Raw genomic sequence first — 26,147 nt, forward strand, 5'->3', positions numbered from 1 at the left:
GGTTTCAACTGCCGAGGTTGTCTTCCGGGATGTTCAGTTCGATGCCCATGCGCTGGCCTTCGCGCAAAATGTGCCGACGCATCTCGGCGCTGGCCTGGGCGCTGTTCTTGGAGCGGATCGCCCGCACCACCGCTTCGTTTTCTTCAAGGCGCTCTGCCAGATGCTCCGGGGAGTTGCGCAACACTTCGGCGCTCTGCTTGAGGGCATTGCTGGTTTGCTGGACCACGCTCTGGAAGATCGGATTCGACGTCAGCGTGAACAGCTCTTCGTGGAACGCGATGTAGGCACTTACGCCGGCTTCACTGTCATTGGCCTCCAGGGCTTCGCGCATGTCCATCAAGGTCAGGCGCAGTTGCCCGACTTCCTTGCTGCTGATGGACTGCGCCACGAGGCCGACGATGAACGGTTCGAGGGTGTAGCGCAGTTGCAGCACGTCTTCCAGGCTCGCAGCAGCCACAGCGCTTTCATGCGCCTGGCTGTCGGCGAGATTGGCTTCGAGCACCACCACGCCTTTTCCTGGCATCGAGCGCACCAGGCCGAGGGTTTCCAGCACGATCACCGCTTCACGCAGGCTCGGTCGGCTGATGCCCAGTTGTTCGGCCAGTTCGCGTTGCCCCGGCAGCATTTCGCCGGAGCGCCACTGACCGCGGGCCAGCGCGGCCCGAAGTTTTTCCACGACTGAATTTACAACGGTTGACGAGGTAATCACTGTTCGCTCCATGAGCATCTAAAAGTGGTGAAGGTGTGCCGACCAAGGCGAAGTCGGCACACCGTTGATTCAGAATTCCTGCTGATGCGCCGGTGCGACCGGTTTACGCGGCTGGAAGGTATAACCCGCCTGGCCGGAAAGTACCTTGTTCGCCCGCTGCACATCGATGTCCTTTTCCCATCGCGCAATGGCGACGGTCGCCACACAGTTGCCGATCAGGTTGGTCAGCGCCCGGCCGATGCCCATGAACCAGTCCACGGCCAGCACCAGCACCAGACCCACCACCGGAATGGCCGGAATGGCTGTCAGGGTGGCCGCCAGGATCACCAGCGCCGAGCCCGGAATGCCGTGGGCACCTTTGGAGGTGATCAACGACACCAACAGAATCGTCAGCAGGTCGGTCATCGCCAGCGGCGTGCCGGTGGCATTGGCGATGAACACAATGGCCAGGGTCAGGTAGATCGAGAAACCGTCGAGGTTGAACGAGTAACCGGTAGGTATCACCAACCCGACCGTCGAACTGCCGATGCCCAGATGCTCAAGCTTGCGCATGATTTGTGGCAGCACGGCATCGGAGGACGCGGTGCCCATGACGATCAGCAGTTCTTCGCGCAGGTACTTGAGCAACGGCCACATCTTCAAGCCAGAGAGGCGCATCACCAGGCCGAGAATCAGGGCCACGAAGGCCGTGCAGGTCAGGTAGAACAGGCCGACCAGGCTGCCCAGGTGTTGCAGCGAGTCCAGGCCGTATTTGCTGGTGGTGAAGGCGATCGCGCCGAATACACCGATGGGGGCCAGTCGCACGATCATGCCCATGATGCGGAAGATCACGTGGCTGAGTTCATTGATCAGCCGCGAAATACCCGATGCCGCTTCTCCCACCAGATTCAGCGCACTGCCGAACAGCACGGAGAACAACAGGACCTGCAGGATGTTGTTATCGGCAAAGGCACCGATCACCGAAGTCGGAATCAGGTCCATCAGGAACTGTGTGGTGGTGTGCATGTGCTGACCGCGCTGGGCAATGTCGCCCATATCGGCTGCGGAAAGCTGCTCCAGGTGAATGTTCGCACCGCTGCCGATACCGGTGCTGAAGGCGAATACCAGTCCGATCACCAGGGCGATGGTGGTCAGCACTTCAAAGTAGATCACCGATTTCAGGCCGATTCGGCCGACCTTCTTCAGGTCGCCGGCACCGCTGATGCCGCTGACCACTACGCAAAACACAATCAAGCCAATGAGCATTTTGATCAGCTTGATGAAACCGTCACCGAGCGGTTTGAGCTGAGCGGAGTATTCGGGAAGGGTCAGCCCGCAGACGATGCCGAGCACCAGTCCGAGAACCACTTGGAGGAAGATTGAGCGCGAGCACCATCTGAGCATGGGAGGAATCCTGGTCGGTGTCCTGGCTGCCGTGTGCGGGGCACATCAGATTCAGGACTTAATTATTGTGGTCTTACCGGTATGTCCAGTGCAGGCGCAGTCTACGCTCGTTTTTTTCGAAATGACAAGGGGGAATGGAGAAATTGGCATGACCGGTCTTACCAGTTGTGGCGATCGGTCAATTCCAGGCCTGGAAGTAGCGCAGAACCGAGGAAAAAAGCCCGGACATCATCTGTCGGGCTTGTCTGTGCCGCCAAGGCGCGACTTCCGGTTCTGCGACCTCAGTACGGTGCATTGCGTTGCAGGATATTCAATTTGAACTCCAGAACAGCGGAACTTCGGTTCGGGTTGATGCGCACGAAAGTTCCCACCTTGGGATCATACTTGCTGCGGCTGAGTCCTGCTCGCAGCAGTTTGCCGCTTCGAGTTTGTATTCTTACCGTTGGCGTGTCGTTGTCGAGTTGATCCAGGGTGATTATTTTTCCGCTGCTATTCAGCAAGTTGAATGTCGTCTGATCGCCATCTTCTGTTGCGTAGGCATTCAGGAAATCTTTTTCTTCGTTACTCACGGTCATATAGTAGTAAGTGCCATGGGTGAAGATGTAGAGCGTGTAATAGTCGTCAAGGCACCTGAAGTAAAACGTTAATGCGTTTGCGGCGATATCGGGGTTCAGAAAAAGATAGTTGGAAACATCGATGTGATGCGAAAAGGTAAAGGCCTCATAATCCGGTCTGGCTGTCGTGATGTTTTTTCCATAAGTAAGTTTTGGGAAGTGTGGATGACCAAAACGAGTGCTCATGGTTGCAATGAATGATTTTTCCTGATCGGTACTCATGTTCGCTCACTCCTGTCAGATTTCGTCCGGGTTACTCAGGTAAGGAGCGTTTCGCTCCAGGATGCGTAACTTGAATACGATGCCTTCCTTTTCGATTCCGGCCAGGTAGCTATAGGGCGCACCTCTGCGGAGAACTGCGCCGATGTGCCCGGAATTACGTGCCTTGAGCCGGACCCGCTGGATGTCCTTGGCCATGTTGTCCAAGGTCATGGTGCGGTTTTGCAGGCTCTGGAGATTGAAGGTGGTGGTATCGCCGCCGGCAGCAGGAAATGCCCCCAGCACTCCGGCTGCGTCCTTGCTGATACAGTGCCCTGTGTACGTCTCGTGTGAGCGGATATAGAGGTGGTAGTAGTCGTCAGTGCAACGAAAGTAAATGTTCAGTGGTGCGATGTTTTTGACTTCGCTTCGCAGGCGTCTGCCAAGCAGATGAGAGTCATCCTGTCTTCTCGTGGCGCCAGTAAAAAAACCACCCGAGAAAAGTGTGTCGTGTCGTAGGGCCGGAGTGCCATACAGACCACCCAGGAAGTCTACGTGGTGTTCGTCAAGTTCCAGTGTTGCGATAAAGGATTTTTGTCTGTTTGTGCTCATTAATTCGTTCCTTGAATCAGAGTTTCATTCAATATGAGGCTGGGTGAAGTAAAGTGGACGCTTTGGTAGTGTTGGATTGAGCTGTTTGTTGTGTGGCTACGATAACAACTTATATGTGAGGGTGGTCGAAATTCATGAAGGGTTGTTGTTTCAAACTCTTAATCGAGTATCACGAGTGGTAAGCACATAAAGTTCTGTCTTTGTAAATTCAGGCGAAAAAAAACCGGCACAAGTGCCGGTTTTTCAACTGAGGTTTAGCGGGGCTGATTAAGCGCCGTATACCGGCAGCTTCTTGCAGATGGCCTTGACCTTCTCACGAACGGCGTCGATCACCGCTTCGTTGTTCAGGTCCGCCAGGATGTCGCAGATCCAGCCGGCCAGTTCCTTGCACTCGGCTTCCTTGAAGCCACGAGTGGTCACGGCCGGGGTGCCGAAGCGCAGGCCGGAAGTGACGAACGGAGAGCGTGGGTCGTTTGGCACGGAGTTCTTGTTCACGGTGATGAACGCTTTGCCCAGAGCGGCGTCGGCGTCTTTACCGGAGATTTCCTGCTTGATCAGCGACAGCAGGAACAGGTGGTTCTGAGTACCGCCCGACACCACGTCGAAACCGCGCTCGATGAACACGCCGGCCATGGCCTGGGCGTTCTTCACCACTTGTTGCTGGTAAGCCTTGAACTCAGGCTGCAGCGCTTCCTTGAAGCAGATCGCTTTAGCGGCGATCACGTGCTCCAGCGGGCCGCCCTGGGCGCCCGGGAATACGGCGGAGTTCAGTTTCTTCTCGATGTCGGCGTTGGCGCGAGCCAGGATCAGGCCGCCACGTGGACCGCGCAGGGTCTTGTGGGTGGTGGTGGTCACCACGTCAGCGAATGGAACCGGGTTCGGGTAGACGCCAGCAGCCACCAGGCCGGCCACGTGGGCCATGTCGACGAACAGGTAGGCACCTACTTTGTCGGCGATTGCACGGAAGCGCGGGAAGTCGAGGATCTGCGAGTAGGCAGAGAAACCGGCCACGATCATTTTTGGTTTGTGCTCGACAGCCAGGCGCTCGACTTCGTCGTAGTCGATCAGGCCATTGGCGTCGATGCCGTACTGGATGGCGTTGTACAGCTTGCCGGAGGACGAAACGCTGGCGCCGTGGGTCAGGTGACCGCCGTGGGCCAGGCTCATGCCCAGGATAGTGTCGCCAGCCGACAGCAGGGCCAGGTAAACGGCGCTGTTGGCTTGCGAACCGGCGTGCGGCTGAACGTTGGCGTAGTCGGCACCGAACAGCTCTTTGGCGCGGTCGATGGCCAGTTGCTCAACCACGTCGACGTACTCGCAACCGCCGTAGTAGCGCTTGCCCGGGTAGCCTTCGGCGTACTTGTTGGTCAATACCGAGCCTTGAGCTTCCATCACCGCTGGGCTGGTGTAGTTTTCCGAAGCGATCAGCTCGATGTGTTCTTCCTGGCGCTGAGCTTCTTGCTCCATGGCGGCAAAAAGGTCGGCGTCGTACTTGGCAATAGTCAAATCACGGCTGAACATGGCGGTCCTCAAGGATCGGGGGCGGAAAAGGGGGGCATTCTAACCCAATGGGTTTTAGATGGCATATGAAACGGCATCATGTCGCAGACAAGTGGTGTTCATGCTTGGATAGATGGTGTTTGTGCCGGCCCCATCGCGAGCAAGCTCGCTCCCACAGGGCTCTCGGTTGTACACAAAATGTGCGAACACTGTAGATCCACCGTGGGAGCGAGCTTGCTCGCGATGAGGCCAGTAGCCGCGCCGCAAATCTCAGTCGAACATGAAGAGGGCGTCGTTGCTGAACTGCGCCTCGAACCGGCTCGCCGGCATCGGCCGTCCGAACAGGTAACCCTGCACCTCGTCGCAACCGTGTTCCCTCAGAAATTCCAGTTGCTCATGGGTTTCCACACCTTCGGCGATCACCGCCAGGTTCAGGCTGTGGGCCATGGCGATGATTGCCCGGGCGATCTGCGCATCCTGCTCACCCGACGGCAGGCCGTCGACGAAAGTGCGGTCGATCTTCAGTACGTCGATCGGGAACTGCTTGAGGTAGTTGAGCGATGAGTAACCGGTACCGAAATCGTCGACCGCAATGCTCAGGCCGAGGTTTTTCAGGCCGTCGAGGATCTGCATCGCCTCGCGGACTTCGCGCATCAGGATACTTTCGGTCAGTTCCAGTTCCAGGCACGCCGGCGGCAGGCCGGTTTCCTTGAGGATGGTGGCGATTCGCGTGCCGAGCTGGCCATCGGAGAACTGCCGCGCCGAGATGTTCACCGACACCTTTGGCACCCGCACCCTGGCCTGGTGCCAGGCCTTGAGTTGGCGGCAGGCTTCGCTGATTACCCAGTCGCCGACATCCACCACCAACCCGAGCTCTTCGAGCACCGGAATGAAATCCCCCGGCGGCACCAGCCCGCGGCGTGGATGACGCCAGCGCAGTAGCGCCTCGGCACCGGTCAGGCGCTTGCCGTCACCGCTGAATTGCGGTTGGTAATACAGCACGAATTCGTTCTGTTCCAGGGCATGGCGCAAGTCGCTTTCCAGCTCCAGTCGCTCCAGGGCGCTGGCATTCATGTCCGCCTGATAGAACTGGAAGTTGTTCTTGCCGCGCTCCTTGGCGTGGTACATCGCCGTGTCGGCATTCTTCATCAGCTGGCTGAGTTCGTTGCCATCCTGCGGGCTCAGGGCGATGCCGATACTGGCCGTGACGAAGAATTCGCGGCCTTCGAGCACGAACGGTTTCACCAGACTGGCGAGAATCTGCTCGGCCACATGAATCGCCCGGTTCAGGGCGATTTCACGGTTGGCTCGCGGTTGCAGGAGCAGGGTGAATTCGTCACCGCCCATACGCGCCACGGTGTCGTCATCGTCGACACAACCGAGCAGGCGCGTGGCCATTTCCTTGAGCATGCGGTCGCCGGCGGCGTGGCCCAGGGAGTCGTTGATCGGCTTGAAGCGATCGAGATCGAGGAACATCAGCACCACCCACGACTTCTGTCGTTCGGCCGATTGCAACGCCGTATGCAGGCGATCCTGGAACAGCGAGCGGTTGGGCAGGTGGGTCAGGGCGTCGTAGTAGGCGAGGCGGTGAATCCGCTGCTCGCTGGCCTTGCGCTCGCTGATGTCGCTGAAGAAACACACATAGCTGGCCAGGTCGCCTTCGTCATCGAGTACCGCGGTGATCCCGACCCAGGCCGGGTAGTGCTCGCCGTTGCGACGCTTGAGCCAGACTTCGCCTTCCCAGGTGCTGTGCTGGGCCAATTGCTTGAGCACGTAGCGCAGATGGGATTCCTGTTGCTCGTCGACGGTCAGCATGTTCGGCAACTGGTCGAGGACCTGCTCCACGGCGTAGCCGCTGACACGGCTGAAGGCCTCGTTGGCCTGGACGATGTAGCCGGCCGGGTCGGTGATCAGGATCGCCGAGGCCGAGTGTTCGAATACCGTGGCGGCCATGCGCAAGTCTTTTTCCGCCCGGCGTTGCTGGCTGATGTCGCGGCCGACGCCGAGCACGCCTTCGAACGTACCGTGTTCGTCCCAGACCAGTACCAGGCGCAGTTCGATCGGGATCTTGCGCCCGTCGGCCCGCAGGCAATCGAACAGGAACAGTTGGGTTTGCACCTGGCTGCGCAGCAGCGCCAGCTTGTCCGGCTGATCCAGCGCTTTGCTGACCCGGTCCATCAGGTGGTAGATGCCGGTCAGTTGTTGTGGGTTGGCGATGGTCGATTGCCAGCCGTTCTGGAAAATCCACTCGGCGTCGTAACCCAGCACCGCTTGCACCGAAGGGCTGACGTAATTGAGGTTCAGGCGGCTGTCGGTGGAGAAGATCACGTCGCTGATGCTTTCGGCGAGCATCCGGTAGCGCTGTTCGCTGTCGCGCAGGGATTCACTGGCTTCGAGCTGGTCGGTGATGTCCTTGGCCACGCCGATGATCCGCGTGACCTGATCGTCCTTGTCCCGCGCCAGTGCCTGCTCGCGAATCTCGAAGCGTCGCCACTGGCCGTCTCGATGGCGGAAGCGCAACTGGCACTGCATCAATTGGCGATATCCGGCCTGGCGCTGGACCTGCCGGGAGCGATGGTAATAGTCGGCGTCTTCGGGGTGCAGGAGGATTTCCCAGAAGTATTCGCCCATCTGGTGCAGTTCGGTACGGTTGTAACCCAGTGTCTGGCCCAGATGATGGTTGCTGTAGATCATGCGCTGGCTGAAAACATGCTGCACATAAAGGTGATCCGGTACGGTGCGCACCACGTCCGACCAGAACCCTTCGCGCTCCTGCAGTGACAATTCGATGAGCTTGCGACTGGTGATGTCGGTGATGCTCAGGATCACCGCGTTATAGTCGTCCTGGTTTTGCGGCAGGCGCAGCACCAGCCATAGATGCTGGTCGCGACCGCTGGCATCCTGCAGTTTGATTTCCAGCTCAAGCTGTTGCTGCCGGTTGAGCATCGCGTCGAGCACCTGGTTGCCGATGGCGGTGCCGTCCTGCGGGTGGCCGTCGATCAGCAGTTTCCAGGCATTGTCGGCGCTATCGACATTGAGCAGTTGCAGCGCGACCTGGTTGACCTCGGTGATCCGCAGTTCCTTGAGCAATGGCTGGCGTTGTTCCGGGATCGCCAGCCACGCCTGCAGTTGCTCGCTGCTCTGCAGTTGTGCCTTGTCGAAAAAGACCTTGAGCCCGGACATGTCGAGGACACACAAAGCCACGCCGGTGCCTTCGAAAATGTCCTGATAACGCCGGCGGCCTTCACTCAATTGGCGCTGACGCCGGCGCATGTTCAGCAAGGCGATGAACGGCAGCATGGAAAACGCCAGGCCCAGCAGGCATTTGCCGATGAACGCCGGCAGCAACTCTTCCAGCACGCGTTGGCGGTCGAACAAGCCGCGCAGTTGCCAATCGCTGCTGCTCAGCGCAACGGTCAGCACGCTGTTGGCGACATCGTCCTCGGTCAGCGTGCCCGGATTGACCGAGGGCAGCGCATCGTCGCGGCTGATGATCTGATGATCGATGCGGTTCTCCACCAGCCACAATGGGCGACGGCCGGCCTCACTTTGCCTGGTCAAGGACGAAAAGAAGGTAGGGGGCAGGCGCAAGACCCAATAGCCTCGGGAACCGCCGCTGGCCTGATGCAACAATAAATGCACCACGGAGCCGTCGGTGGCGTTGCTGAAGTAGTGCGCCTGGGCGTGGCTGCGGCGTACCAGTTCACCCAGGTAGGCACTGTCATTGCTGTCGGGAGCGCTGTCACGGATAACTCTTCCCGAGGGGCTGAGCAATGCCAGGCTGCGCAGATCAGGCAGCGACTGTTGCAGCTTGCGCAGCAGTGCCTGCAGCTCATCAGCGTCCTGGGGTTGCTCGACGATCGGCAACAGGTTGAGGGCGATCTGCGCGTTTAACGCCATGTTCAGGCTGACCTGCGCGGCCAGATCGGCGGTGTAGTCGATGGTGTATTGACGCTGGTTTTTCTGGGTTTCGCGCAACTGATCGAGCAACTGCCAGAACAACAGGGCCAGCAGCAATAGTGCAAGTGTCGCCAAGGCGCCCTTCAAGGTCCCGCGCAGGGGAGAGCCGGGCGCTGTGGCCGGCTCACTGGAAGGCAGAGGCGAAGGGGCATTGGACAAGCTGTAATCCTGCGGTTTGGCTGGACTGGCGCGACGTGCACTATAAGCCGGACGCCCGAAGGGCGGCTAGCATGCCTTGAGTTGTGGCTAAGTGCCAGCCCCTGCCCGTCGGCTGGACTGCCATCTGTCATTCAGGTAGCTTTGCCGGTTACGCGGGAGCGTTCCAGCTCCTAGACTCAGACTTTTTCAGCGTCGCCTCACGCAGGCGACGCGCACGGTCTGGCCGGGCATCGCCTGCGCTCCAATCATTCATCAGTCACTGACCCTAGGTTCTCCATGGCTCAATACGTATTCACCATGCATCGGCTGGGAAAAGTTGTTCCGCCGAAGCGGGAAATCCTGAAAAACATTTCTCTGTCTTTCTTCCCCGGCGCCAAGATCGGCGTGCTCGGCCTCAACGGTTCGGGTAAGTCCACGCTGCTGAAAATCATGGCTGGTGTCGACACCGAGTTCGAGGGCGAGGCCCGCCCAATGCCGGAGCTGAACATCGGTTATCTGCCACAAGAGCCGATCCTGGATCCGACCAAGACCGTGCGTGAAGTGGTCGAGGAAGCGGTCAGCGTGATCAAGGACGCCCAGGCGCGCCTGGACGAGGTCTACGCGGCCTACGCCGATCCGGATGCCGACTTCGACAAGCTGGCCGCCGAACAGGCCAAGCTCGAAGCCATCCTGCAAGCCAGCGACGGCCACAACCTGGAGCGCCAGCTGGAAGTCGCCGCCGATGCGCTGCGTCTGCCGGCCTGGGACGCCAAGGTCGAACACCTCTCCGGTGGTGAGAAGCGTCGTGTGGCCCTGTGCCGTCTGCTGCTGTCCGCACCGGACATGCTGCTGCTCGACGAACCGACCAACCACCTGGACGCCGACTCCGTTGCGTGGCTCGAGCACTTCCTGCACGACTTCCCGGGCACTGTGGTAGCGATCACGCACGACCGTTACTTCCTGGACAACGTTGCCGGCTGGATTCTGGAACTCGACCGCGGCGCTGGCATTCCTTACGAGGGCAACTATTCGGGCTGGCTGGAAGCCAAATCCGATCGTCTGGCTGCTGAGTCCAAGCAGCAGTCGGCCCACGAAAAAGCCATGAAGGAAGAACTGGAGTGGGTGCGCAAAGGCGCCAAGGCCCGCCAGTCGAAATCCAAGGCACGTCTGCAGCGCTTCGAAGAAATGCAATCCCAGGAATTCCAGAAGCGCAGCGAAACCAACGAGATCTACATCCCGGCCGGTCCGCGCCTGGGCGACAAGGTCATCGAGTTCAAGAACGTCACCAAGGGCTACGGCGATCGTGTGCTGATCGACAACCTGTCGTTCTCCATGCCTAAAGGCGCCATCGTCGGCGTGATCGGCGGTAACGGTGCCGGTAAGTCGACCCTGTTCCGCATGTTGATGGGCAAGGAAACGCCGGATTCGGGCAGCATCGAAGTCGGTGAAACCGTGCAGCTCGCTTGTGTGGATCAGAGCCGTGAGGATCTGGATGGCAGCAAGACCGTGTTCCAGCAGATCTCCGACGGTTCCGACCAGATCCGCATCGGCAACTACGAGATCCCGTCGCGTACCTACGTCGGTCGCTTCAACTTCAAGGGCGGTGACCAACAGAAGTTCGTCAAGGACCTGTCCGGTGGTGAGCGCGGTCGCTTGCACCTGGCCCTGACCCTGAAAGAGGGCGGCAACGTCCTGCTGCTCGACGAACCGTCCAACGACCTCGACGTCGAAACCCTGCGTTCCCTGGAAGAAGCCTTGCTGGACTTCCCGGGCGCCGCCATTGTGATCTCTCACGATCGGTGGTTCCTTGACCGCGTCGCAACGCACATCCTGGCGTACGAAGACGACTCGCAAGCGGTGTTCTTCGAAGGCAACTACAGCGAATACGAAGCCGATCGTAAAAAGCGTCTCGGCGAGGCAGCTGCCCAGCCGCATCGTGTACGGCACAAAAAACTGGCCTGATTTTGGGTTGGTTGCATAAGAGAGCGGAGCCTTCGGGCTCCGTTTTTTTTTGAGTTTTTTTTCAGTGATACCGCGGCGCATTCATCGCGAGCAAGCTCGCTCCCACAGGGGAATGCATTTCAAGCTGTGGGAGCGAGCCTGCTCGCGATGGTGGTGTACCTGATGGTGCAAGACTTGAGTTGTGAATCCCCATTCAGGTGCAAAAAATGGTCAAAAATCAAGCTGATTTATATTCTGTGCACCATTTAATTTCATAAGTGCGACATTTTGTTCTATTCCTGTGCGCAAGTCGTTTGTTACAGTCCGGCTCAATCTCCTACAACGACAATCAATTTGCCGAGACTTTTCCATGATCGAATCCGTCGAATCCTTCCTTGCTCGCCTGAAAAATCGTGATCCGGACCAGCCTGAATTCCATCAGGCTGTGGAGGAAGTATTACGCAGTCTGTGGCCGTTTCTTGAAGCCAATCCGCATTACCTGAACTCCGGCATTCTGGAGCGCATCTGCGAGCCGGAGCGGGCGCTGGTGTTTCGCGTGTCGTGGGTCGACGATCAGGGCAAGGTCCAGGTCAATCGCGGGTTCCGCATCCAGATGAACAGCGCGATCGGCCCGTACAAGGGGGGGCTGCGTTTCCATCCGTCGGTGAACATGGGCGTCCTGAAATTCCTCGCTTTCGAGCAGACCTTCAAAAACTCTCTGACCTCGCTGCCCATGGGCGGCGGCAAGGGCGGGTCGGACTTCGACCCAAAAGGCAAAAGCGACGCGGAAGTCATGCGCTTCTGCCAGGCCTTCATGAGCGAGTTGTACCGCCACATCGGTGCCGACGTCGACGTACCGGCCGGTGATATCGGTGTCGGCGCGCGGGAAATCGGTTTCCTGTTCGGCCAGTACAAGCGTCTGAGCAATCAGTTCACCAGCGTGCTGACCGGCAAAGGCCCAAGTTACGGCGGCAGCCTGATTCGTCCGGAAGCCACCGGTTTCGGCTGCGTGTATTTCGCCGAAGAAATGCTCAAGCGTCGCGGTCTGGCCGTCGAGGGCAAGCGCGTAGCGATCTCCGGCTCCGGCAACGTCGCGCAATACGCGGCGCGCAAGGTCATGGACCTGGGTGGCAAAGTGATATCGCTGTCCGACTCCGAAGGCACGCTGTATTGCGAAAGCGGTTTGACCGAGGAGCAATGGCTGGCGGTTCTGGAGCTGAAAAACGTACAACGCGGGCGCATCCGTGAACTGGCCGGCCGTTTTGGCCTGGAGTTCCGCACCGGTCAGCTGCCATGGAGCCTGAGCTGCGATATCGCGCTGCCGTGTGCGACGCAAAACGAACTGGATGTCGAGGCCGCCCACACCTTACTGCGCAACGGCTGCATCTGTGTGGCCGAAGGCGCGAACATGCCGACCACCCTCGAGGCGGTGGACCTGTTCATCGAGGCCGACATTCTGTTCGCACCGGGCAAGGCGTCCAACGCCGGCGGTGTGGCGGTGAGCGGGCTGGAAATGTCGCAGAACGCCATGCGCCTGGCGTGGACCGGCGGCGAAGTGGACAGCAAACTGCACGCGATCATGCAGTCGATTCACCACGCTTGCGTGCATTACGGCGAAGCGGACGGTCGGGTCAATTACGTCAGGGGGGCGAACATCGCCGGCTTCGTGAAGGTCGCCGATGCGATGCTGGCCCAAGGCGTCGTCTAAGCCGGTTCGATGCGAATCACTTCAATCATTTGATCCCCGGCGGGGCGCTGCCACAGTACTTCGTCGTTGAGTTGTGCGCCGAGCAGCGCCCGGCCCAGCGGTGAGCCCCAATTGATCAGGCCATGGGCGGCATCGGCCTGATCCTCGCCCACCAGTTGTACCCGGCGCTCGGTGGCGTGTTCGTCGGCGTAGGTCACCCAGCTGCCGATTTGCACTTTCTGGGTCGAGGTCGCGGCGGGTACCACCTGAGCGCTGCCCAGGCGCTGTTTGTAATAACGCAGATCACGCTCGAGATCGGCCAGGCGCTGTTTGTCCGCCTGCTCACCTTTCGCCGATTGCTCGGCATGCAGGGTTTGCAGTTCGGCGACTTTGTCCTGCAACAGCTTCAGGCCTTGCGGCGTGACGTAATTGGGCTGCGCGCTGACTTGCCGTTCGACGGGCTGATCGGCTTGCGCGGTGGCGTTATCTTCATTGACGAAGGCACGGCTCATGGAATTCTCCCGGTATAGGGTTTGGGTCATGGTCGCAGGCATTTAGTTTCAGCAAATGTCTGAAAGCGACTTACGGCGAGTGATAGGCCCGTGCGGCATCCTGATTTTTCTGTTGCTGCCAGGTCTTGTCTCATTCTTCCTTATGGCTGTTGCGCTCAGCCCTGCGGTCCTGGATCCGCCGCCCATAGAGAAAGTTTAGAAGTGGATTCGTCGGGATGTTGTGAAGGTGTTTGATCAACCTGTCGGCAATCGACGATTCTCTGTGGGAGCTCGCTCCCGCAGGGTAAGTGGTGTGTCAGGTCAGTAGTGATACCACTTCAGCTCAAGCATCACTTCGTTCTCGGCCGTCGCCAAATGACTGAACTCACGCTGGGCGCTCAAGCGCAGACCGAGATTGCGGGATATTTCCCACTGCTGGTTCAGGCTCAGGCTACGGCGCACTTCACCATGGGTGAAATAGTCGCCTTTGGCTTCGAGGCTCAAATTGCCCAGCGGGTTTTTCCACAGCACACCAGTGTTGAAGCCAGCGGCCGGGGCAATGAACGCGGCGAAGTCGTTGTTGTGCTCGATACGCACGGTGCCCAGGGCAAAGCCGAGCAGCTCATCGCCCAGTTGCCAGGTGCCACCGCCACCGCCGTTGACGTGACTGACCAGGGTTTGGTCATCATGCTTGCCCGGCACCCGCTCCAGACCACCGGTGACTTGCCATGACAGCGGTTGCAGCAACTCGTTACGCGGCGTCAGGGAGCGAATGGTCGCCAGGTCCAGTCGCTGCACTTGCCAGTCATTGCCTTCGTACTGGCGCAGTTTCAATTGCAGGATTTCGATCTGCGCGCCAAGGGGAAAGCTTTCGTTGTTGTCATTGAGGTCGTGATAAGCCATACGCAAGCCGTACTCGCCAAAGGCTTTATCGCCACGGGTGCCGAGGCCGAGTTGCCAGGTACGGGACTCGTGACCGTCTTCAGGCAGGCCGGGTTGCGGGATATCCAGCTCCGGCGCCGGGTTCTGGTTGATTGCCCGCAACAGTTCGAAGCTGCGCTGGGCGCGCGCCGGGTCGCGCTCCCGGCCATTGGCGCGGTAACGCTCCAGACGATAGGCCGCATCGATGATCAGCGCCTGACGGTCGCGGGGTTGAGCCTTGAAGGCCGGGTCTTGCAATTGTTTCTGATCGGCGCTGACTTTCAGCACCCATTGCTGCTCTTCAGGGTTCAACGGTTCGGCGCGACTGAGCAACTCGCGTTCCCGGGACGGACGATACTGGATGGATTCCACCAGCCCGGCATTTTTCACGGCTTTGACGGTGTCGGTGGGGATGGCTGTGAGTGGGAATTGCTCGGTCAGGCGCAAGCTCGGGCGGGCCACTTGCAGCAGCTCCAGCAAACGGTATGAGCAGTTTTCGTCGAAGAAGAAATAGTCGAACCTGACCTGCTTGAGCTCCCAGACGTGCTCGACCATGCGCGCGGTTTCCTGTTGGGTCAGGTTCAGCCGGTATTCCCACAGGTCGCGGTTTTCCAGGCTGCGGTACTCCGAGAGCTTTTCCTGATAGGGCACCAGCGCGAACAGGCCGGGATAGCCGCCCATCAGGCCTTTCCAGGCATAGAGGATGCTGTTGTCCGAGCCCTCGATGTAGGCGCCGAAGTTGATCGCGTAACTGAGCAGCGAAGTCTTGTCGTTCTTCACTTCGGCCTGGTCGATGCGCAGCAGGGTGTGGCCAAACATCGAGGACGGGCTGTTCAGATAGGCCGCCGGGAAGATCATCACTGCGCTGTCGGGCGAGACGTCCTTGAACCATTGCTTGAACCCGGCGCAGTCCGGCGTCGGCAGTCCGCTCAGGCCGAGTTGCTCTTTCAGCCAGCGGGTGCGGGCCGGGTAGACGCATTGAGCGTGTTGTTCACCGGCACTGGCCGGGCCGTACAAGGCTTGTACGGTCGCCGCCAGTTCATGGTCCGGATGTTCATTGCCGTCAGCGGCGAGGAAGAATTTCGGGTCGCTGACATAGCTGCGCCAGCCACCGAGCTTGGCGGTTTCGTAATGGCCCAGGGATATCCAGAAAGGGTCGTTGGCCAGTTGCTGCAAACGTTGTGGGTCGATCTGAGGCGCGGCGGACAGCGGGGCGCAGGCACACAGCGCCAGCCAGGCAAGGCGTTTGAGCATAGGTGGCAACTTAACTCGAAAAAAAACCAAGCCCTGTGGGTACCATTGACTGTAGGAGCTGGCTTGCCGGCGATGGCTTCAAAGACGCTGTATTTATCCAGTAAACACGCGTGATCGTTAACGACCATCGCTGGCAAGCCAGCTCCTACAGTCAAGCGGTATTACCCAAAAAGGGGCAAGTCCAGAAAACAAAACCCGCTTCCCGTAAGAAGCGGGGGCGAGTGCAGCTTATGCCTGGGTCGCGTACTTGGCCAGGCGAGGGTCGGCTTTGAGCACGGCCAGGGTGTTGGTATGCACGTCTTCGGCAGTCACGTCAGCCTTGCTGAAGATCTGCTGGAAGTGCTCGTGAGTGACGGCGGCGAAGTGGGCACGGTCCTCCGGCGCCACGCCCAGTACCACGGCATAGGTGGTCAGCGCTTCGCCCTGACCTTTGGCCATGTCCTCGGACAGCTCGTTCATCATGCCATTCATGGCAAACCAGGATTTGCCGCCATAGGTCAGCGACGCGTTGGTTGCGCAACCGTTGGTACCGGAAGTCATGCCGAAGGTTGCGTTACCGGAGGTGCCGTTGGTGGTGGATGCCAGGAAGTGAGCTGGAGTACCACGCTGACCTTCGAACAGCATGTTGCCCCAGCCGCAATCCGGGCCGCCCGGCGCCTGAGCCATGGCGTTGATGGATACAGCGGTGAAGAGAGTACCAAGAAGAATCCGTTTCATAGCTTTGTTCTCTTTATGTGCATACCAATGGACAAGTGGGCCGGTCATTAGTCCAGCCGCGCAGTCTGGAGTTTAGGCACGATCACGGGGTTCCGTGATTTTTTGCAAAACACTCACGGGAAACGGCGGCGCAAGCCCGGCCTGCCTGGGATTGGCGGATTGACAATGCTCAGGCCTGCGGCGCTCCTTGCCAGTCGGGTATGGGCGGCGCCAGAATGCTGCCATCTGCCCCGCCTGATTGTTAAGGAAGCCCGATGCCTGATCCTGTTGCTGCCAGCTTGCGTCTAGCGCCCGAAGCGCTGACCCGTCCGTTTTCCGCTGAACAGTTCAGCTTCTCTACCACCAATGATCTGGAGCCCTTTCGCGGTGTGCTTGGCCAGGAACGTGCGGTCGAAGCCTTGCAGTTCGGTGTGGCCATGCCACGCCCCGGTTACAACGTATTTGTCATGGGCGAACCCGGTACCGGTCGGTTTTCGTTCGTCAAACGCTACCTCAAGGCCGAAGGCAAGCGCCTGCAGACCCCGGCGGACTGGGTCTACGTCAACAATTTCGATGAGCCGCGCGAACCGCGCGCACTGGAGCTGCCGTCGGGCAGCGCCGGTGCTTTCATCGGTGACATCAACGGCTTGATCGACAACCTGCTGGCGACGTTTCCGGCAGTCTTCGAGCATCCGTCCTACCAGCAGAAAAAAAGCAGCATCGACCGCGCCTTCAACCAGCGCTATGACAAGGCGCTGGACGTCATCGAGCGTCTGGCGCTGGAAAAGGACGTCGCGCTGTACCGCGACGCCAGCAACATCGCCTTCACTCCAATGGGCGATGGCAAGGCGTTGGACGAAGCTGAATTCGCACAACTGCCGGAAGCCGAGCGCGATCGCTTCCACGAGGATATTTCGGTACTGGAGGAGCGCCTGAACGAAGAACTCGCCAGCCTGCCGCAATGGAAGCGCGAGTCGAGCAATCAACTGCGTCATCTGAACGAAGAAACCATCACCCTGGCCTTGCAGCCGTTGCTGTCGCCGTTGTCGGAGAAATACGCCGAGAACGCCGCGGTGTGTGGTTATCTGCAAGCCATGCAGGTGTATTTGCTCAAGACGGTGGTCGAGCAACTGGTGGACGACAGCAAGACCGATGCCGTTGCCCGCAAGTTGCTGGAAGAACAATACGCGCCGAGCCTGGTGGTTGGTCATTCGGCCAGCGGCGGTGCGCCGGTGGTGTTCGAGCCGCACCCGACCTATGAAAACCTCTTCGGTCGCATTGAATACAGCACCGATCAGGGCGCGCTGTACACCACCTACCGCCAACTGCGGCCGGGTGCCTTGCACCGGGCCAATGGCGGTTTTCTGATCCTTGAAGCGGACAAGATGCTCAGCGAACCGTTCGTGTGGGATGCGCTCAAACGCGCCCTGCAATCGCGCAAGCTGAAAATGGAGTCGCCGCTGGGTGAGCTGGGCCGCCTGGCCACCGTGACCCTGACACCGCAACACATTCCGTTGCAGGTCAAAGTCGTCATCATTGGTGCCCGTCAGCTGTATTACACGCTACAAGACCTCGATCCGGACTTCCAGGAGATGTTCCGCGTCCTGGTGGATTTCGATGAAGACATCCCGATGGTCGACGAGAGCCTGGAACAGTTCGCCCAGTTGCTCAAAACCCGTACTTCCGAAGAAGGCATGGCACCGCTGACCGCCGATGCGGTGGCACGCCTGGCAACCTACAGTGCACGTCTGGCCGAGCATCAGGGGCGCTTGTCGGCGCGTATCGGTGACTTGTTCCAACTGGTCAGCGAGGCGGACTTCATCCGCCATCTGGCCGGTGATGAAATGACCGACGCCGGGCACATTGAAAGGGCGCTCAAAGCCAAGGCCACGCGGACCGGACGGGTTTCGGCACGGATTCTCGACGACATGCTGGCCGGGATCATCCTGATCGACACCGCAGGCGCGGCGGTCGGCAAGTGCAACGGCCTGACCGTGCTGGAAGTCGGCGATTCGGCCTTTGGTATACCGGCGCGGATTTCCGCCACGGTGTACCCGGGCGGCAGCGGCATTGTCGACATCGAGCGCGAGGTCAACCTCGGCCAGCCGATCCACTCCAAAGGCGTGATGATCCTTACCGGTTATCTGGGCAGTCGTTACGCCCAGGAGTTTCCGCTGGCGATTTCCGCGAGTATCGCCCTGGAGCAATCCTACGGTTATGTCGATGGCGACAGTGCTTCCCTGGGCGAGGCCTGCACCCTGATCTCGGCCTTGTCGAAAACCCCGCTCAAGCAGTGCTTTGCCATCACCGGTTCCATCAACCAGTTCGGCGAAGTGCAGGCGGTCGGCGGAGTCAACGAGAAGATCGAGGGCTTCTTCCGCCTGTGCGAGGCCCGCGGGTTGACCGGCGAGCAGGGGGCCATCATTCCTCACGCCAACGTCGCCACGCTGATGCTCGACGAGAAGGTGCTGGCGGCGGTACGTGCGGGGCAATTCCATGTCTATGCGGTCCGTCAGGCCGACGAAGCCTTGAGTTTGCTGGTTGGCGAGCCAGCCGGCGAGCCGGACGAGAATGGCGAATTCCCTGAAGGCAGCGTGAACGCGCGGGTCGTGGAGCGTCTGCGGGTTATCGCGGAAATGATCAGTGACGATGATCTGAAAGAGGCCGAGAAGGAGTTGGCGCAAGAGGCTTTGGCGCAAACCAAACCGGCTTGATGCATCGTTGAGCCAAGCGCAAGCCTCCCCTGTGGGAGCGAGCTTGCTCGCGATAGCGATGGAACAGTCAATATCTTGTTGTCTGGACTGACGCTATCGTGAGCAAGCTCGCTCCCACTGTTTTTTGTGGCGAGCGTCGAATAGCGTCGTCGTAATGACGTCAACATTCACACTGTGACCATTCGGCGCCTTTCGGTATCGCACTGCCTGCAAGCCAGACTTTTCTTCTATTATCTGCTCAAGGATGTCGACAGTAATCACAGGATCGAAACAGCCTTCACATGGGGGCTGAATACCGGATCTACCGAGGGTCGCCGCCATGTCGCGCAACCTCTGCCTCACCCGTCAATGCCTGGGCCTTGAAACCCGTATCGAGTGTGCCATCCGTCCGTTGGCGGGAGATACGGGCATGTGGACCCTGCTGTTCGCCGCCGGAATGGCCGGTGAACAACCTTCGGCCATCAAGGCCCAAGGCCCGTTTCACGGTCCGTTCGTCGCTGAATCAATCCTCGACACCATCGTTGAAAGCCTGACCTTGCACGGCTACGAGCTGGCCGACGATCCGCAAATCTGGTGCCTGCACCTGCAAGCCCAACTGCGGGAAATCAACGGTGGTCGCTGCCGAAACATGGGTGGCTTCGAGTTTCACCCCGAGCACTGATTCGCACTATTGATCAAGGCGCGTCATGTCGGCCTTGTCGAGTTTGACCTCGAAACCATACTGCACGGTGGCGAGGTCAGTGCGCTGATAGGTTTCCAGGCGCGTAGGCTGTCCGTAGAAGTAATGCACGGCAAACTGTGCCGGCCCCTGTGCGCTTGCGCCATGGTTGACCGACAGAATCTCCTTCAAGTAATTACCGGTGTCGTCCTTGGCGAAAAAACGCCAGTCCTGGGCGGGAAACGCCTTCAAATCAACTATCAGAGCATTGGCTTTAAGCGCGAGGCCTTTGGGCAGTTGACGGGCATCGACGGTTTTTTGCTCGACGGTGGCCAGGAACAGCGGCATCGAGCCCACCGCATAGGCCGGCGTTTGCGCAAACAGATTCAAATCGTAGGTAATGGTGCCGCGCAGGGGGTCGATCCGGTACGCCTCGGGCGGCAACTCGATCGGCTCGTCGCGTTTGCCACTCGCGTCTTCGGTAAAGAAACTCACCGGACTTTCACCGGGGTTGAACGATGTGCCGAGCAGTTCATCGTTGAAGCTGCGCAGATGAGTGAATTCGATTCGCGCAGCACTGGGGTCGTCGACCGACTGACTGATGCTGACGTTCTTTTTCAGTCGATCCTCGCTCAGCGTTGCCCCTTTGAGCCAACCGGGCGCCTGGTCGTCATAGACCACCACGGGCAGGTTCAAGGGCTGGACGGTCTTGTCCGTGGTCTCGGCATCGAAGTGCCGGACTGGCAGGTCGAGGCTCTTGCGGGTGACCGTGACGGCGGAAAAATCCAGCATGCTGACTTCGAGGGTTTCGATCGTCCCGTTGAAGTACACCTTCGAATAATGCCGAGCCTGCTGTTTCTCAAAGTTGCGCTGTTCTTCGTCGAGCTGTTTTTCCAGGGCCTCGCTCCAGCTCTTTTGCTGCTGCATCTTGGCCAGCTGCTGCTGATAGAAGGCAATTTGTACCGCGGTTTCGTTGATCGAGCCGGCGCGCGAGATGAATTGCCCGGTGCTGTCCGTGGCCTGGACGATCAGCGGGTTCAGCGGTGTTTCTCTGACTTCGGGGGCTAGCGGCGCGCTGTTGTTGTATTCGATTTCCGCGTAGTTGTTCGTCAATGTGAGCAGGGTGACGCTCAGGTTGTCATTGGTGCGGGTCTGGCCTACGTCCTTTTTCGTCAGGTCGAAGCTGTAGAGGCGGCGTGGCGCGATGACCTCGACCTTGCCTTGCAGGCTCACCGGTTGCGGTTGCTGCTTTCTGTCGATGTCGAAGCCTTCGATGAAGGGGTAGGCCACAGTCAGGTCATCGGGGTTGGTCAGGTTGGAACTCGATGGGCTGAGTTGAATGCCGGGGTCGGTTTCTGACCATTCCGGCTGGAATGGGATCACTCGTTTATTGCTTAGTGTGACCGACTGCCATTCCAGGCCATGGGGAAACAAAAACGCGGCAGGAACGCTGAAAGTGAAAGGAAACACCGGTTGCAGATCGGTCAGGTAGTCGGAGCTGGAGTCCTTTTGCAGCACGAACAACCCGTTGATGTAGGTGTCGACCAGGGCTTGCGGGGTCGGGTAGTGCTTGAGCATGGCGAGGGCGTCTTCGCCGTATTCGGTTTCCACCGGTTTACTGTCGAGCTTGAGTTGCGCGCGTTCGAGCAGCAGCAGTGAGCCGCCCAGCTCCGACACGGCATCCTTGAGCTTCGGATCCTGGATGGCGTCCAGCGACTTTTCGAATTGCGCGGTTTTTTCTTCAAGGCTGACCTGGCGTTTTTCATCGCTGGGTGAGCAGCCGCTTAGAAGCAGCGCCATGCAAATTCCGGCACTCGTCAAAGGCAATCGCACATCCATTTCCAGTCTTCCTGTCCGATATCACTGAGCGGTCAATGATTTGGACACTAGCAGAAAAACTTTGATACACAGGCGCAGGTGGCGGATTTTTCGACGGTTTCTGGCGGCTTCTGGGTATGGACGGGTGGCTGGTATACTCGCGGCCATTTTCCGCCTACAGTGAGATTCAATGGAACGTTTTATCGAAAATACAATGTACGCCTCGCGCTGGCTGCTGGCGCCGATCTATTTCGGCCTGTCCCTCGGGTTGCTGGCGCTGGCGCTGAAATTCTTCCAGGAAGTCTCCCACGTCATCCCGAACGTGTTTTCGATGGCCGAATCGGACTTGATCCTGGTGCTGTTGTCGCTGATCGACATGGCGCTGGTGGGCGGTTTGCTGGTGATGGTGATGATTTCCGGCTACGAGAACTTCGTTTCGCAACTGGATATCGACGACAGCAAGGAGAAGCTCAACTGGCTGGGTACCATGGACTCTTCGTCGCTGAAGATGAAAGTGGCCGCGTCGATCGTGGCAATCTCGTCCATTCACCTGCTGCGTATCTTCATGGACGCCAAGAACGTCGATCCTGGACATCTGCAGTGGTACGTGATCATCCACATGACCTTCGTGGTATCGGCATTCGCCATGGGTTACCTGGATAAACTCACCAAGCACTGATCCGGACCCGCTCTCTTTGTGGCGAGGGAGCTTGCTCCCGTTGGATTGCGAAGCGATCCCGCTTTTTTGGGGCCGCTACGCAGCCCGGCGCGAGCAAGCTCGCTCGCCACAACCTCCTGCGATAACAGACAAACGGTCTGGCCAGTGGCTTGTGCTTTGATGCGCCGAAGCCTATCCCTGTAATGAGGCCCGCTACTGCATGAGGTGCGCTCATGAACCTGAAAGAGTTGAATGCGTATGCCGTCGCCGGAAAGGTCGATGAGCTGAACCTGATCTCCATGGAGGGGGGCATTTACCTGCTGGAAGCACGGATGCATGGCGCGGCGTACCCCCTGAGCGATACGCACGGCCATATGCTGAGCCTGCGTTCGGTGGAGCATGCCCGTGATGTGCTGCGCTCCTTTCCCAAGTTGCACTTCAATCTTGTGCACACGGTCGTGCATGACGAAATGTGCGGGCTGGTTGCCGGTGTAGAAGAAAACCTGAAGGTGCCGATCGCCTGACGTCCCTCATCAATGGCATGACATCTGTGCTAGTCTGCTGGCCCTTTTGGTTCCGGGCGCTCCGGGACGCGCTGTGTACGCATGGCAAGTTCCCGAGCCGTCCGCACAGCGGAGCAGTGTCATGTCCGAAGTAAATCTGTCCACCGACGAAACCCGCGTCAGCTACGGTATTGGCCGTCAGCTGGGCGACCAACTGCGCGACAACCCGCCACCGGGTGTCAGCCTGGACGCGATCCTGGCTGGCCTGACCGACGCATTCGCCGGCAAGCCAAGCCGTGTGGGTCAGGAAGAAATGTCCGCCAGCTTCAAAGTCATCCGCGAAATCATGCAGGCCGAAGCTGCTGCCAAGGCTGAAGCGGCTGCTGGCGAAGGTCTGGCCTTCCTGGCTGAAAACGCCAAGCGTGAAGGCATCACCACTCTGGCTTCCGGCCTGCAGTTCGAAGTTCTGACCGCAGGCGAAGGCGCCAAGCCATCCCGTGAAGACACCGTGCGTACTCACTACCACGGCACTTTGATCAACGGCACCGTGTTCGACAGCTCCTACGATCGTGGAGAGCCTGCAGAATTCCCGGTTGGCGGCGTGATCGCCGGCTGGACCGAAGCCCTGCAACTGATGAATGCCGGCAGCAAATGGCGTCTGTACGTGCCGAGCGAACTGGCTTACGGCGCTCAAGGCGTTGGCAGCATCCCGCCGCACAGCGTACTGGTGTTCGACGTCGAACTGCTCGACGTTCTGTAATTGCGGTTACCTGTAGGAGCCGGCTTGCTGGCGAATCGCATCTACACGATTTCACATGCAAACCGTGTCGTCTGCATCGCTGGCAAGCCAGCTCCTACAGGTTTTGCAGCGTTTTTCATATCTCGATCTTATGGTTCAGATCGTGCGACGGGCGCAACGCCCGGGCATAGCAGAACAGAAACAGATTGCGCACCAGCTCCTTGAGCACCACCGGCTCGCTGGAGCTCAGGCCGTTGAGATCAAGATCACCCTGGTCTTGCAGTTCGTTCAAGGCTTCTTCTTCAAGTACCGCACAGACTTCCCCGGTATCCCGATGCAGGATCCTGAGGTAAGGGTGTGGGCGGTCCAGCCAGGCATCGATCAAATAAGTCATGATTCTCATCTCCATTGAAGGTATTTATGAGAATAATTCCTATTCAATAAATAGCAAGCGTCTATTGGCGGTTTGCGCTTTTTTCCAGGTAAAGATTGCGTCAGGTCAGAACGACTGGCGTCTGGCTATTGCGAGGATTGACCGGGCGAAGCGGGGGGAGGGGGAGGCGCCATCCCGCGGCCGGGCGCGGGATGGAAGACAGCAGGTTCAGACTTTCCTGACGAACTCGGACTTGAGTTTCATCGGGCCGATGCCGTCGATCTTGCAATCGATGTCGTGATCGCCATCGCACAGGCGGATGTTCTTGACCTTGGTGCCGACCTTGACCACCAAAGACGTACCCTTGACCTTGAGGTCCTTGATCACGGTGATGGTGTCGCCGTCCTGCAGGACATTGCCCACCGAGTCCTTTTTCACGGCGTCATCGGACACAGCTTCGGCTTCACCGCTGGCGGACCATTCGTGGGCGCACTCGGGGCAGATCAGCTGTGCGCCGTCTTCATAGGTGTATTCGGAATTGCATTTCGGGCAGGGTGGCAACGTGCTCACTAAGGCTCCTTGGATTCAGGATCGCTAAAAAGCGCACATTATATAGGGTTTTAGGCGGGAAAGGGCGATGCAACACCTGTAGGAGCGAGCTTGCTCGCGAAGAACTCAAAGACGCCGCATTCATTCAGGATGCACGCGTTATCGTTGACGACCTTCGCGAGCAAGCTCGCTCCTACAGATACCCCTTAGTGCGTACGCGCGACTGCGAACTCACTCAGCTCAACCAGCGCATCGCGGTATTCGCTGGCAGGCAGCATTTCGAGGCACTTGATCGCGCGGGCCACATAATCGCGGGCCAGTTGCGCTGTGTACTCCAGCGAGCCCGAGGCTTCCACGGCTTCGCGGATGCTTTCCAGATCTTCGATTCCGCCTTTCTGGATCGCCTTGCGCACCAGGGCGGCCTGCTCCGGTGTGCCTTCACGCATGGTGTAGATCAGCGGCAGGGTCGGCTTGCCTTCGGCCAGATCGTCACCGACGTTCTTGCCCAGGGTTTCGGCGTCGCCTTTGTAGTCCAGCAGGTCGTCGACCAACTGGAAGGCCACCCCCAGGTGATCCCCGAATGTACGCAGGGCTTCGGCCTGTTCCGGCGAGGCCTGGCACAGGGCGGCAGCACTGTGGGTCGAGGCTTCGAAGAGCATCGCGGTCTTGCCGCGGATGACTTCCATGTAGGTTTCTTCGGTGGTGCTGGCGTCACGAACCTTCGATAGCTGCAACACTTCGCCTTCAGCGATGATGCGTGTGGCCTGCGAAAGGATCTTCATCACCGGCATCGAGCCCAGCTCGACCATCATTTCGAATGAGCGCGAATACAGGAAGTCACCGACCAGCACGCTTGGCGCGTTGCCCCACATGGCGTTGGCAGTCGAGCGGCCACGGCGCATGCCGGACATGTCGACTACGTCGTCATGCAGCAGGGTAGCCGTGTGCAGAAACTCGATGGTCGCGGCCAGCAGGCGCAGCTCGTCGCCTTCGCGACCCAGGGCCTTGCCACACAGCAACACCAATAAAGGACGCAGGCGTTTGCCGCCGGCCGAGGTAATGTAATCGCCGATTTTCGATACGAGCGGCACGCGCGAAGTCAGCTGCTTCTTGATGATGCCGTCGACGGCGCTAAAATCGTCCGCCACCGCGCGGTAGAAAGCTTGGGGTTGCATCAGCGACAGTCGCTCCAGAAGGGTTGCGCGGCATGCTAGGACCCGCGCCTGCAGGTGTCAAGGCGCGATGGACGGCCCCTTGCAAGGGACTCGTGCCTTGCGTACAATCGCGCACCCTGAACTTCCTGGGCAGCACCTGCCTTACGCAATTGCAAGCGGGCCTCCAGCCCCATGCAGCCATGCCAGCCAATACCTCTTCTTATAAAGAGCTGGGTGAGCAGGATTATCGGAGAAATACCATGTCTTATGCAGTAATCGTTACTGGCGGCAAGCAGTACAAAGTCGCCCCAGGTGAATACCTGAAGATCGAAAAACTGGAAATCGCTACCGGCGAATCCGTTACCTTTGATCGCGTTCTGTTGGTTGCCAACGGTGACGACGTGAATATCGGTGCTCCAGTTGTTGCTGGCGCTACCGTTGTGGCTGAAGTGATCTCCCAAGGTCGTCACGATAAAGTCCGCATCATCAAGTTCCGTCGTCGTAAGCACCACATGAAGCGTATGGGCCACCGCCAGTGGTACACCGAGATCAAAATCACCGGTATTCAGGCTTAATTTCAGCCTAATTCCTCACTAGGAGAATTGAACTCATGGCACACAAAAAAGCTGGTGGTAGTACCCGTAACGGTCGCGACTCAGAAGCCAAACGCCTTGGCGTGAAGATGTATGGCGGCCAGGCTATCAAAGCAGGCAACATCATCGTGCGTCAGCGCGGCACCCAATTCCACGCTGGCTACGGCGTTGGCATGGGTAAAGATCACACCCTCTTCGCTAAGGTCGAAGGCGTGATCAAGTTCGAAGTAAAAGGCGCCTTCGGTCGTCGTTACGTGAGCGTAGTCGCGGCTTAATTGCGCGAT

Annotated in this window: 22 protein-coding genes; 9 read left to right on the top strand and 13 right to left on the bottom strand. The window is 58.9% G+C overall.

Annotation, left to right across the window (positions count from 1 at the left end):
• Positions 1-4: 4 nt before the first annotated feature.
• From KGA81_RS18870 to KGA81_RS18895, 6 genes are all read right to left on the bottom strand, one after another.
• Positions 5-709 (bottom strand): FadR/GntR family transcriptional regulator, encoded by a 705-nt coding sequence (locus KGA81_RS18870; protein WP_223547670.1) that lies wholly within the window; start codon positions 707-709, stop codon positions 5-7.
• Between the two features lie 69 nt (positions 710-778).
• The gene (locus KGA81_RS18875; protein ID WP_108216408.1) at positions 779-2,092 is read right to left on the bottom strand and encodes a C4-dicarboxylate transporter DctA; all 1,314 of its coding nucleotides are present in this window, start codon (positions 2,090-2,092) and stop codon (positions 779-781) included.
• A 281-nt stretch (positions 2,093-2,373) separates the two neighbouring features.
• Positions 2,374-2,928, bottom strand: a complete 555-nt coding sequence (locus KGA81_RS18880) for a hypothetical protein (RefSeq protein ID WP_223547671.1) — start codon at positions 2,926-2,928, stop codon at positions 2,374-2,376.
• A gap of 15 nt (positions 2,929-2,943) precedes the next feature.
• Positions 2,944-3,516 carry a hypothetical protein gene (locus KGA81_RS18885; RefSeq protein ID WP_223547672.1) on the bottom strand — a complete coding sequence of 191 codons (573 nt, stop codon included), beginning with the start codon at positions 3,514-3,516 and terminating at the stop codon, positions 2,944-2,946.
• A gap of 267 nt (positions 3,517-3,783) precedes the next feature.
• A complete protein-coding gene (glyA, locus tag KGA81_RS18890) occupies positions 3,784-5,037 on the bottom strand; it encodes a serine hydroxymethyltransferase (protein WP_108216409.1) in 1,254 nt (417 codons plus the stop codon).
• 249 nt (positions 5,038-5,286) lie between these two features.
• On the bottom strand, positions 5,287-9,135 hold the full coding sequence (locus tag KGA81_RS18895) for an EAL domain-containing protein (RefSeq protein WP_223547673.1): 3,849 nt from the start codon (positions 9,133-9,135) through the stop codon (positions 5,287-5,289).
• 276 nt (positions 9,136-9,411) lie between these two features.
• On the opposite strand from KGA81_RS18895, the gene ettA reads away from it, so the two are divergent.
• Together ettA and gdhA are read left to right on the top strand one after the other, a co-directional pair.
• Positions 9,412-11,076 carry an energy-dependent translational throttle protein EttA gene (ettA, locus tag KGA81_RS18900; protein ID WP_223547674.1) on the top strand — a complete coding sequence of 555 codons (1,665 nt, stop codon included), beginning with the start codon at positions 9,412-9,414 and terminating at the stop codon, positions 11,074-11,076.
• Positions 11,077-11,425: 349 nt separating this feature from the next.
• Positions 11,426-12,763, top strand: a complete 1,338-nt coding sequence (gene gdhA, locus KGA81_RS18905; protein ID WP_223547675.1) for an NADP-specific glutamate dehydrogenase — start codon at positions 11,426-11,428, stop codon at positions 12,761-12,763.
• Here gdhA and KGA81_RS18910 read toward each other — a convergent pair.
• The 3 genes from KGA81_RS18910 to KGA81_RS18920 form a co-directional block, all read right to left on the bottom strand.
• Positions 12,760-13,254, bottom strand: coding sequence for a GreA/GreB family elongation factor (locus tag KGA81_RS18910; RefSeq protein ID WP_223547676.1), 495 nt, complete (start codon positions 13,252-13,254; stop codon positions 12,760-12,762). The genes gdhA and KGA81_RS18910 overlap by 4 nt on opposite strands.
• A 300-nt stretch (positions 13,255-13,554) precedes the next feature.
• On the bottom strand, positions 13,555-15,408 hold the full coding sequence (locus KGA81_RS18915) for a DUF4105 domain-containing protein (protein WP_223547677.1): 1,854 nt from the start codon (positions 15,406-15,408) through the stop codon (positions 13,555-13,557).
• 228 nt (positions 15,409-15,636) lie between these two features.
• On the bottom strand, positions 15,637-16,125 hold the full coding sequence (locus tag KGA81_RS18920; RefSeq protein WP_007970900.1) for a DUF3015 domain-containing protein: 489 nt from the start codon (positions 16,123-16,125) through the stop codon (positions 15,637-15,639).
• Between the two features lie 254 nt (positions 16,126-16,379).
• Here KGA81_RS18920 and KGA81_RS18925 point away from each other — a divergent pair, with 254 nt between their 5' ends.
• Both KGA81_RS18925 and KGA81_RS18930 read left to right on the top strand, forming a co-directional pair.
• Complete coding sequence (locus tag KGA81_RS18925; protein WP_223547678.1) at positions 16,380-18,818, top strand: Lon protease family protein; 2,439 nt, start codon at positions 16,380-16,382, stop codon at positions 18,816-18,818.
• A 319-nt stretch (positions 18,819-19,137) separates the two neighbouring features.
• Positions 19,138-19,479: a hypothetical protein gene (locus KGA81_RS18930; RefSeq protein WP_108216416.1), complete on the top strand. Its 342-nt coding sequence runs from the start codon at positions 19,138-19,140 to the stop codon at positions 19,477-19,479.
• Between the two features lie 6 nt (positions 19,480-19,485).
• Here the strand turns inward: KGA81_RS18930 and KGA81_RS18935 are convergent, their stop codons facing one another.
• On the bottom strand, positions 19,486-21,315 hold the full coding sequence (locus tag KGA81_RS18935; protein WP_223547679.1) for a hypothetical protein: 1,830 nt from the start codon (positions 21,313-21,315) through the stop codon (positions 19,486-19,488).
• Positions 21,316-21,484: 169 nt separating this feature from the next.
• Between KGA81_RS18935 and KGA81_RS18940 the strand changes: the two genes are divergently transcribed.
• The 3 genes from KGA81_RS18940 to KGA81_RS18950 all read left to right on the top strand — a co-directional run bounded on the left by KGA81_RS18940 (position 21,485) and on the right by KGA81_RS18950 (position 23,215).
• Complete coding sequence (locus KGA81_RS18940) at positions 21,485-21,973, top strand: TIGR00645 family protein (RefSeq protein WP_223547680.1); 489 nt, start codon at positions 21,485-21,487, stop codon at positions 21,971-21,973.
• Between the two features lie 212 nt (positions 21,974-22,185).
• Complete coding sequence (locus tag KGA81_RS18945) at positions 22,186-22,476, top strand: DUF6482 family protein (RefSeq protein WP_223547681.1); 291 nt, start codon at positions 22,186-22,188, stop codon at positions 22,474-22,476.
• A gap of 121 nt (positions 22,477-22,597) precedes the next feature.
• The gene (locus KGA81_RS18950) at positions 22,598-23,215 is read left to right on the top strand and encodes an FKBP-type peptidyl-prolyl cis-trans isomerase (protein ID WP_108216420.1); all 618 of its coding nucleotides are present in this window, start codon (positions 22,598-22,600) and stop codon (positions 23,213-23,215) included.
• A 115-nt stretch (positions 23,216-23,330) separates the two neighbouring features.
• On the opposite strand, the gene KGA81_RS18955 is transcribed toward KGA81_RS18950, so the two are convergent.
• The 3 genes from KGA81_RS18955 to KGA81_RS18965 all read right to left on the bottom strand — a co-directional run bounded on the left by KGA81_RS18955 (position 23,331) and on the right by KGA81_RS18965 (position 25,291).
• Positions 23,331-23,588, bottom strand: a complete 258-nt coding sequence (locus tag KGA81_RS18955) for a hypothetical protein (RefSeq protein WP_223547682.1) — start codon at positions 23,586-23,588, stop codon at positions 23,331-23,333.
• Between the two features lie 207 nt (positions 23,589-23,795).
• A complete protein-coding gene (locus KGA81_RS18960; protein ID WP_020798653.1) occupies positions 23,796-24,137 on the bottom strand; it encodes a zinc ribbon domain-containing protein YjdM in 342 nt (113 codons plus the stop codon).
• A gap of 185 nt (positions 24,138-24,322) precedes the next feature.
• Entirely contained in the window at positions 24,323-25,291 is a 969-nt protein-coding gene (locus KGA81_RS18965; RefSeq protein WP_223547683.1) for a polyprenyl synthetase family protein, read from the bottom strand.
• 239 nt (positions 25,292-25,530) lie between these two features.
• Here KGA81_RS18965 and rplU point away from each other — a divergent pair, with 239 nt between their 5' ends.
• A complete protein-coding gene (gene rplU, locus KGA81_RS18970; protein ID WP_003176051.1) occupies positions 25,531-25,845 on the top strand; it encodes a 50S ribosomal protein L21 in 315 nt (104 codons plus the stop codon).
• Positions 25,846-25,880: 35 nt separating this feature from the next.
• Positions 25,881-26,138, top strand: a complete 258-nt coding sequence (rpmA, locus tag KGA81_RS18975; protein ID WP_003281574.1) for a 50S ribosomal protein L27 — start codon at positions 25,881-25,883, stop codon at positions 26,136-26,138.
• The last annotated feature ends 9 nt before the right edge of the window (positions 26,139-26,147 follow it).

This window comes from Pseudomonas sp. A-B-19, assembly GCF_019947515.1.
Lineage (GTDB): Bacteria > Pseudomonadota > Gammaproteobacteria > Pseudomonadales > Pseudomonadaceae > Aquipseudomonas.

Excerpts from the sequence above, each read along its gene's own strand:
- KGA81_RS18940 (WP_223547680.1), top strand. The coding sequence starts at position 21,485 with ATGGAACGTTTTATCGAAAATACAATGTACGCCTCGCGCTGGCTGCTG.
- KGA81_RS18930 (WP_108216416.1), top strand. The coding sequence starts at position 19,138 with ATGTCGCGCAACCTCTGCCTCACCCGTCAATGCCTGGGCCTTGAAACC.
- ettA (WP_223547674.1), top strand. The coding sequence starts at position 9,412 with ATGGCTCAATACGTATTCACCATGCATCGGCTGGGAAAAGTTGTTCCG.
- KGA81_RS18880 (WP_223547671.1), bottom strand. The coding sequence starts at position 2,928 with ATGAGTACCGATCAGGAAAAATCATTCATTGCAACCATGAGCACTCGT.
- KGA81_RS18945 (WP_223547681.1), top strand. The coding sequence starts at position 22,186 with ATGAACCTGAAAGAGTTGAATGCGTATGCCGTCGCCGGAAAGGTCGAT.
- KGA81_RS18955 (WP_223547682.1), bottom strand. The coding sequence starts at position 23,588 with ATGACTTATTTGATCGATGCCTGGCTGGACCGCCCACACCCTTACCTC.
- KGA81_RS18915 (WP_223547677.1), bottom strand. The coding sequence starts at position 15,408 with ATGCTCAAACGCCTTGCCTGGCTGGCGCTGTGTGCCTGCGCCCCGCTG.
- KGA81_RS18875 (WP_108216408.1), bottom strand. The coding sequence starts at position 2,092 with ATGCTCAGATGGTGCTCGCGCTCAATCTTCCTCCAAGTGGTTCTCGGA.
- glyA (WP_108216409.1), bottom strand. The coding sequence starts at position 5,037 with ATGTTCAGCCGTGATTTGACTATTGCCAAGTACGACGCCGACCTTTTT.
- KGA81_RS18925 (WP_223547678.1), top strand. The coding sequence starts at position 16,380 with ATGCCTGATCCTGTTGCTGCCAGCTTGCGTCTAGCGCCCGAAGCGCTG.
- rpmA (WP_003281574.1), top strand. The coding sequence starts at position 25,881 with ATGGCACACAAAAAAGCTGGTGGTAGTACCCGTAACGGTCGCGACTCA.
- KGA81_RS18910 (WP_223547676.1), bottom strand. The coding sequence starts at position 13,254 with ATGAGCCGTGCCTTCGTCAATGAAGATAACGCCACCGCGCAAGCCGAT.
- gdhA (WP_223547675.1), top strand. The coding sequence starts at position 11,426 with ATGATCGAATCCGTCGAATCCTTCCTTGCTCGCCTGAAAAATCGTGAT.
- KGA81_RS18965 (WP_223547683.1), bottom strand. The coding sequence starts at position 25,291 with ATGCAACCCCAAGCTTTCTACCGCGCGGTGGCGGACGATTTTAGCGCC.
- KGA81_RS18920 (WP_007970900.1), bottom strand. The coding sequence starts at position 16,125 with ATGAAACGGATTCTTCTTGGTACTCTCTTCACCGCTGTATCCATCAAC.
- KGA81_RS18885 (WP_223547672.1), bottom strand. The coding sequence starts at position 3,516 with ATGAGCACAAACAGACAAAAATCCTTTATCGCAACACTGGAACTTGAC.
- rplU (WP_003176051.1), top strand. The coding sequence starts at position 25,531 with ATGTCTTATGCAGTAATCGTTACTGGCGGCAAGCAGTACAAAGTCGCC.
- KGA81_RS18935 (WP_223547679.1), bottom strand. The coding sequence starts at position 21,315 with ATGGATGTGCGATTGCCTTTGACGAGTGCCGGAATTTGCATGGCGCTG.
- KGA81_RS18950 (WP_108216420.1), top strand. The coding sequence starts at position 22,598 with ATGTCCGAAGTAAATCTGTCCACCGACGAAACCCGCGTCAGCTACGGT.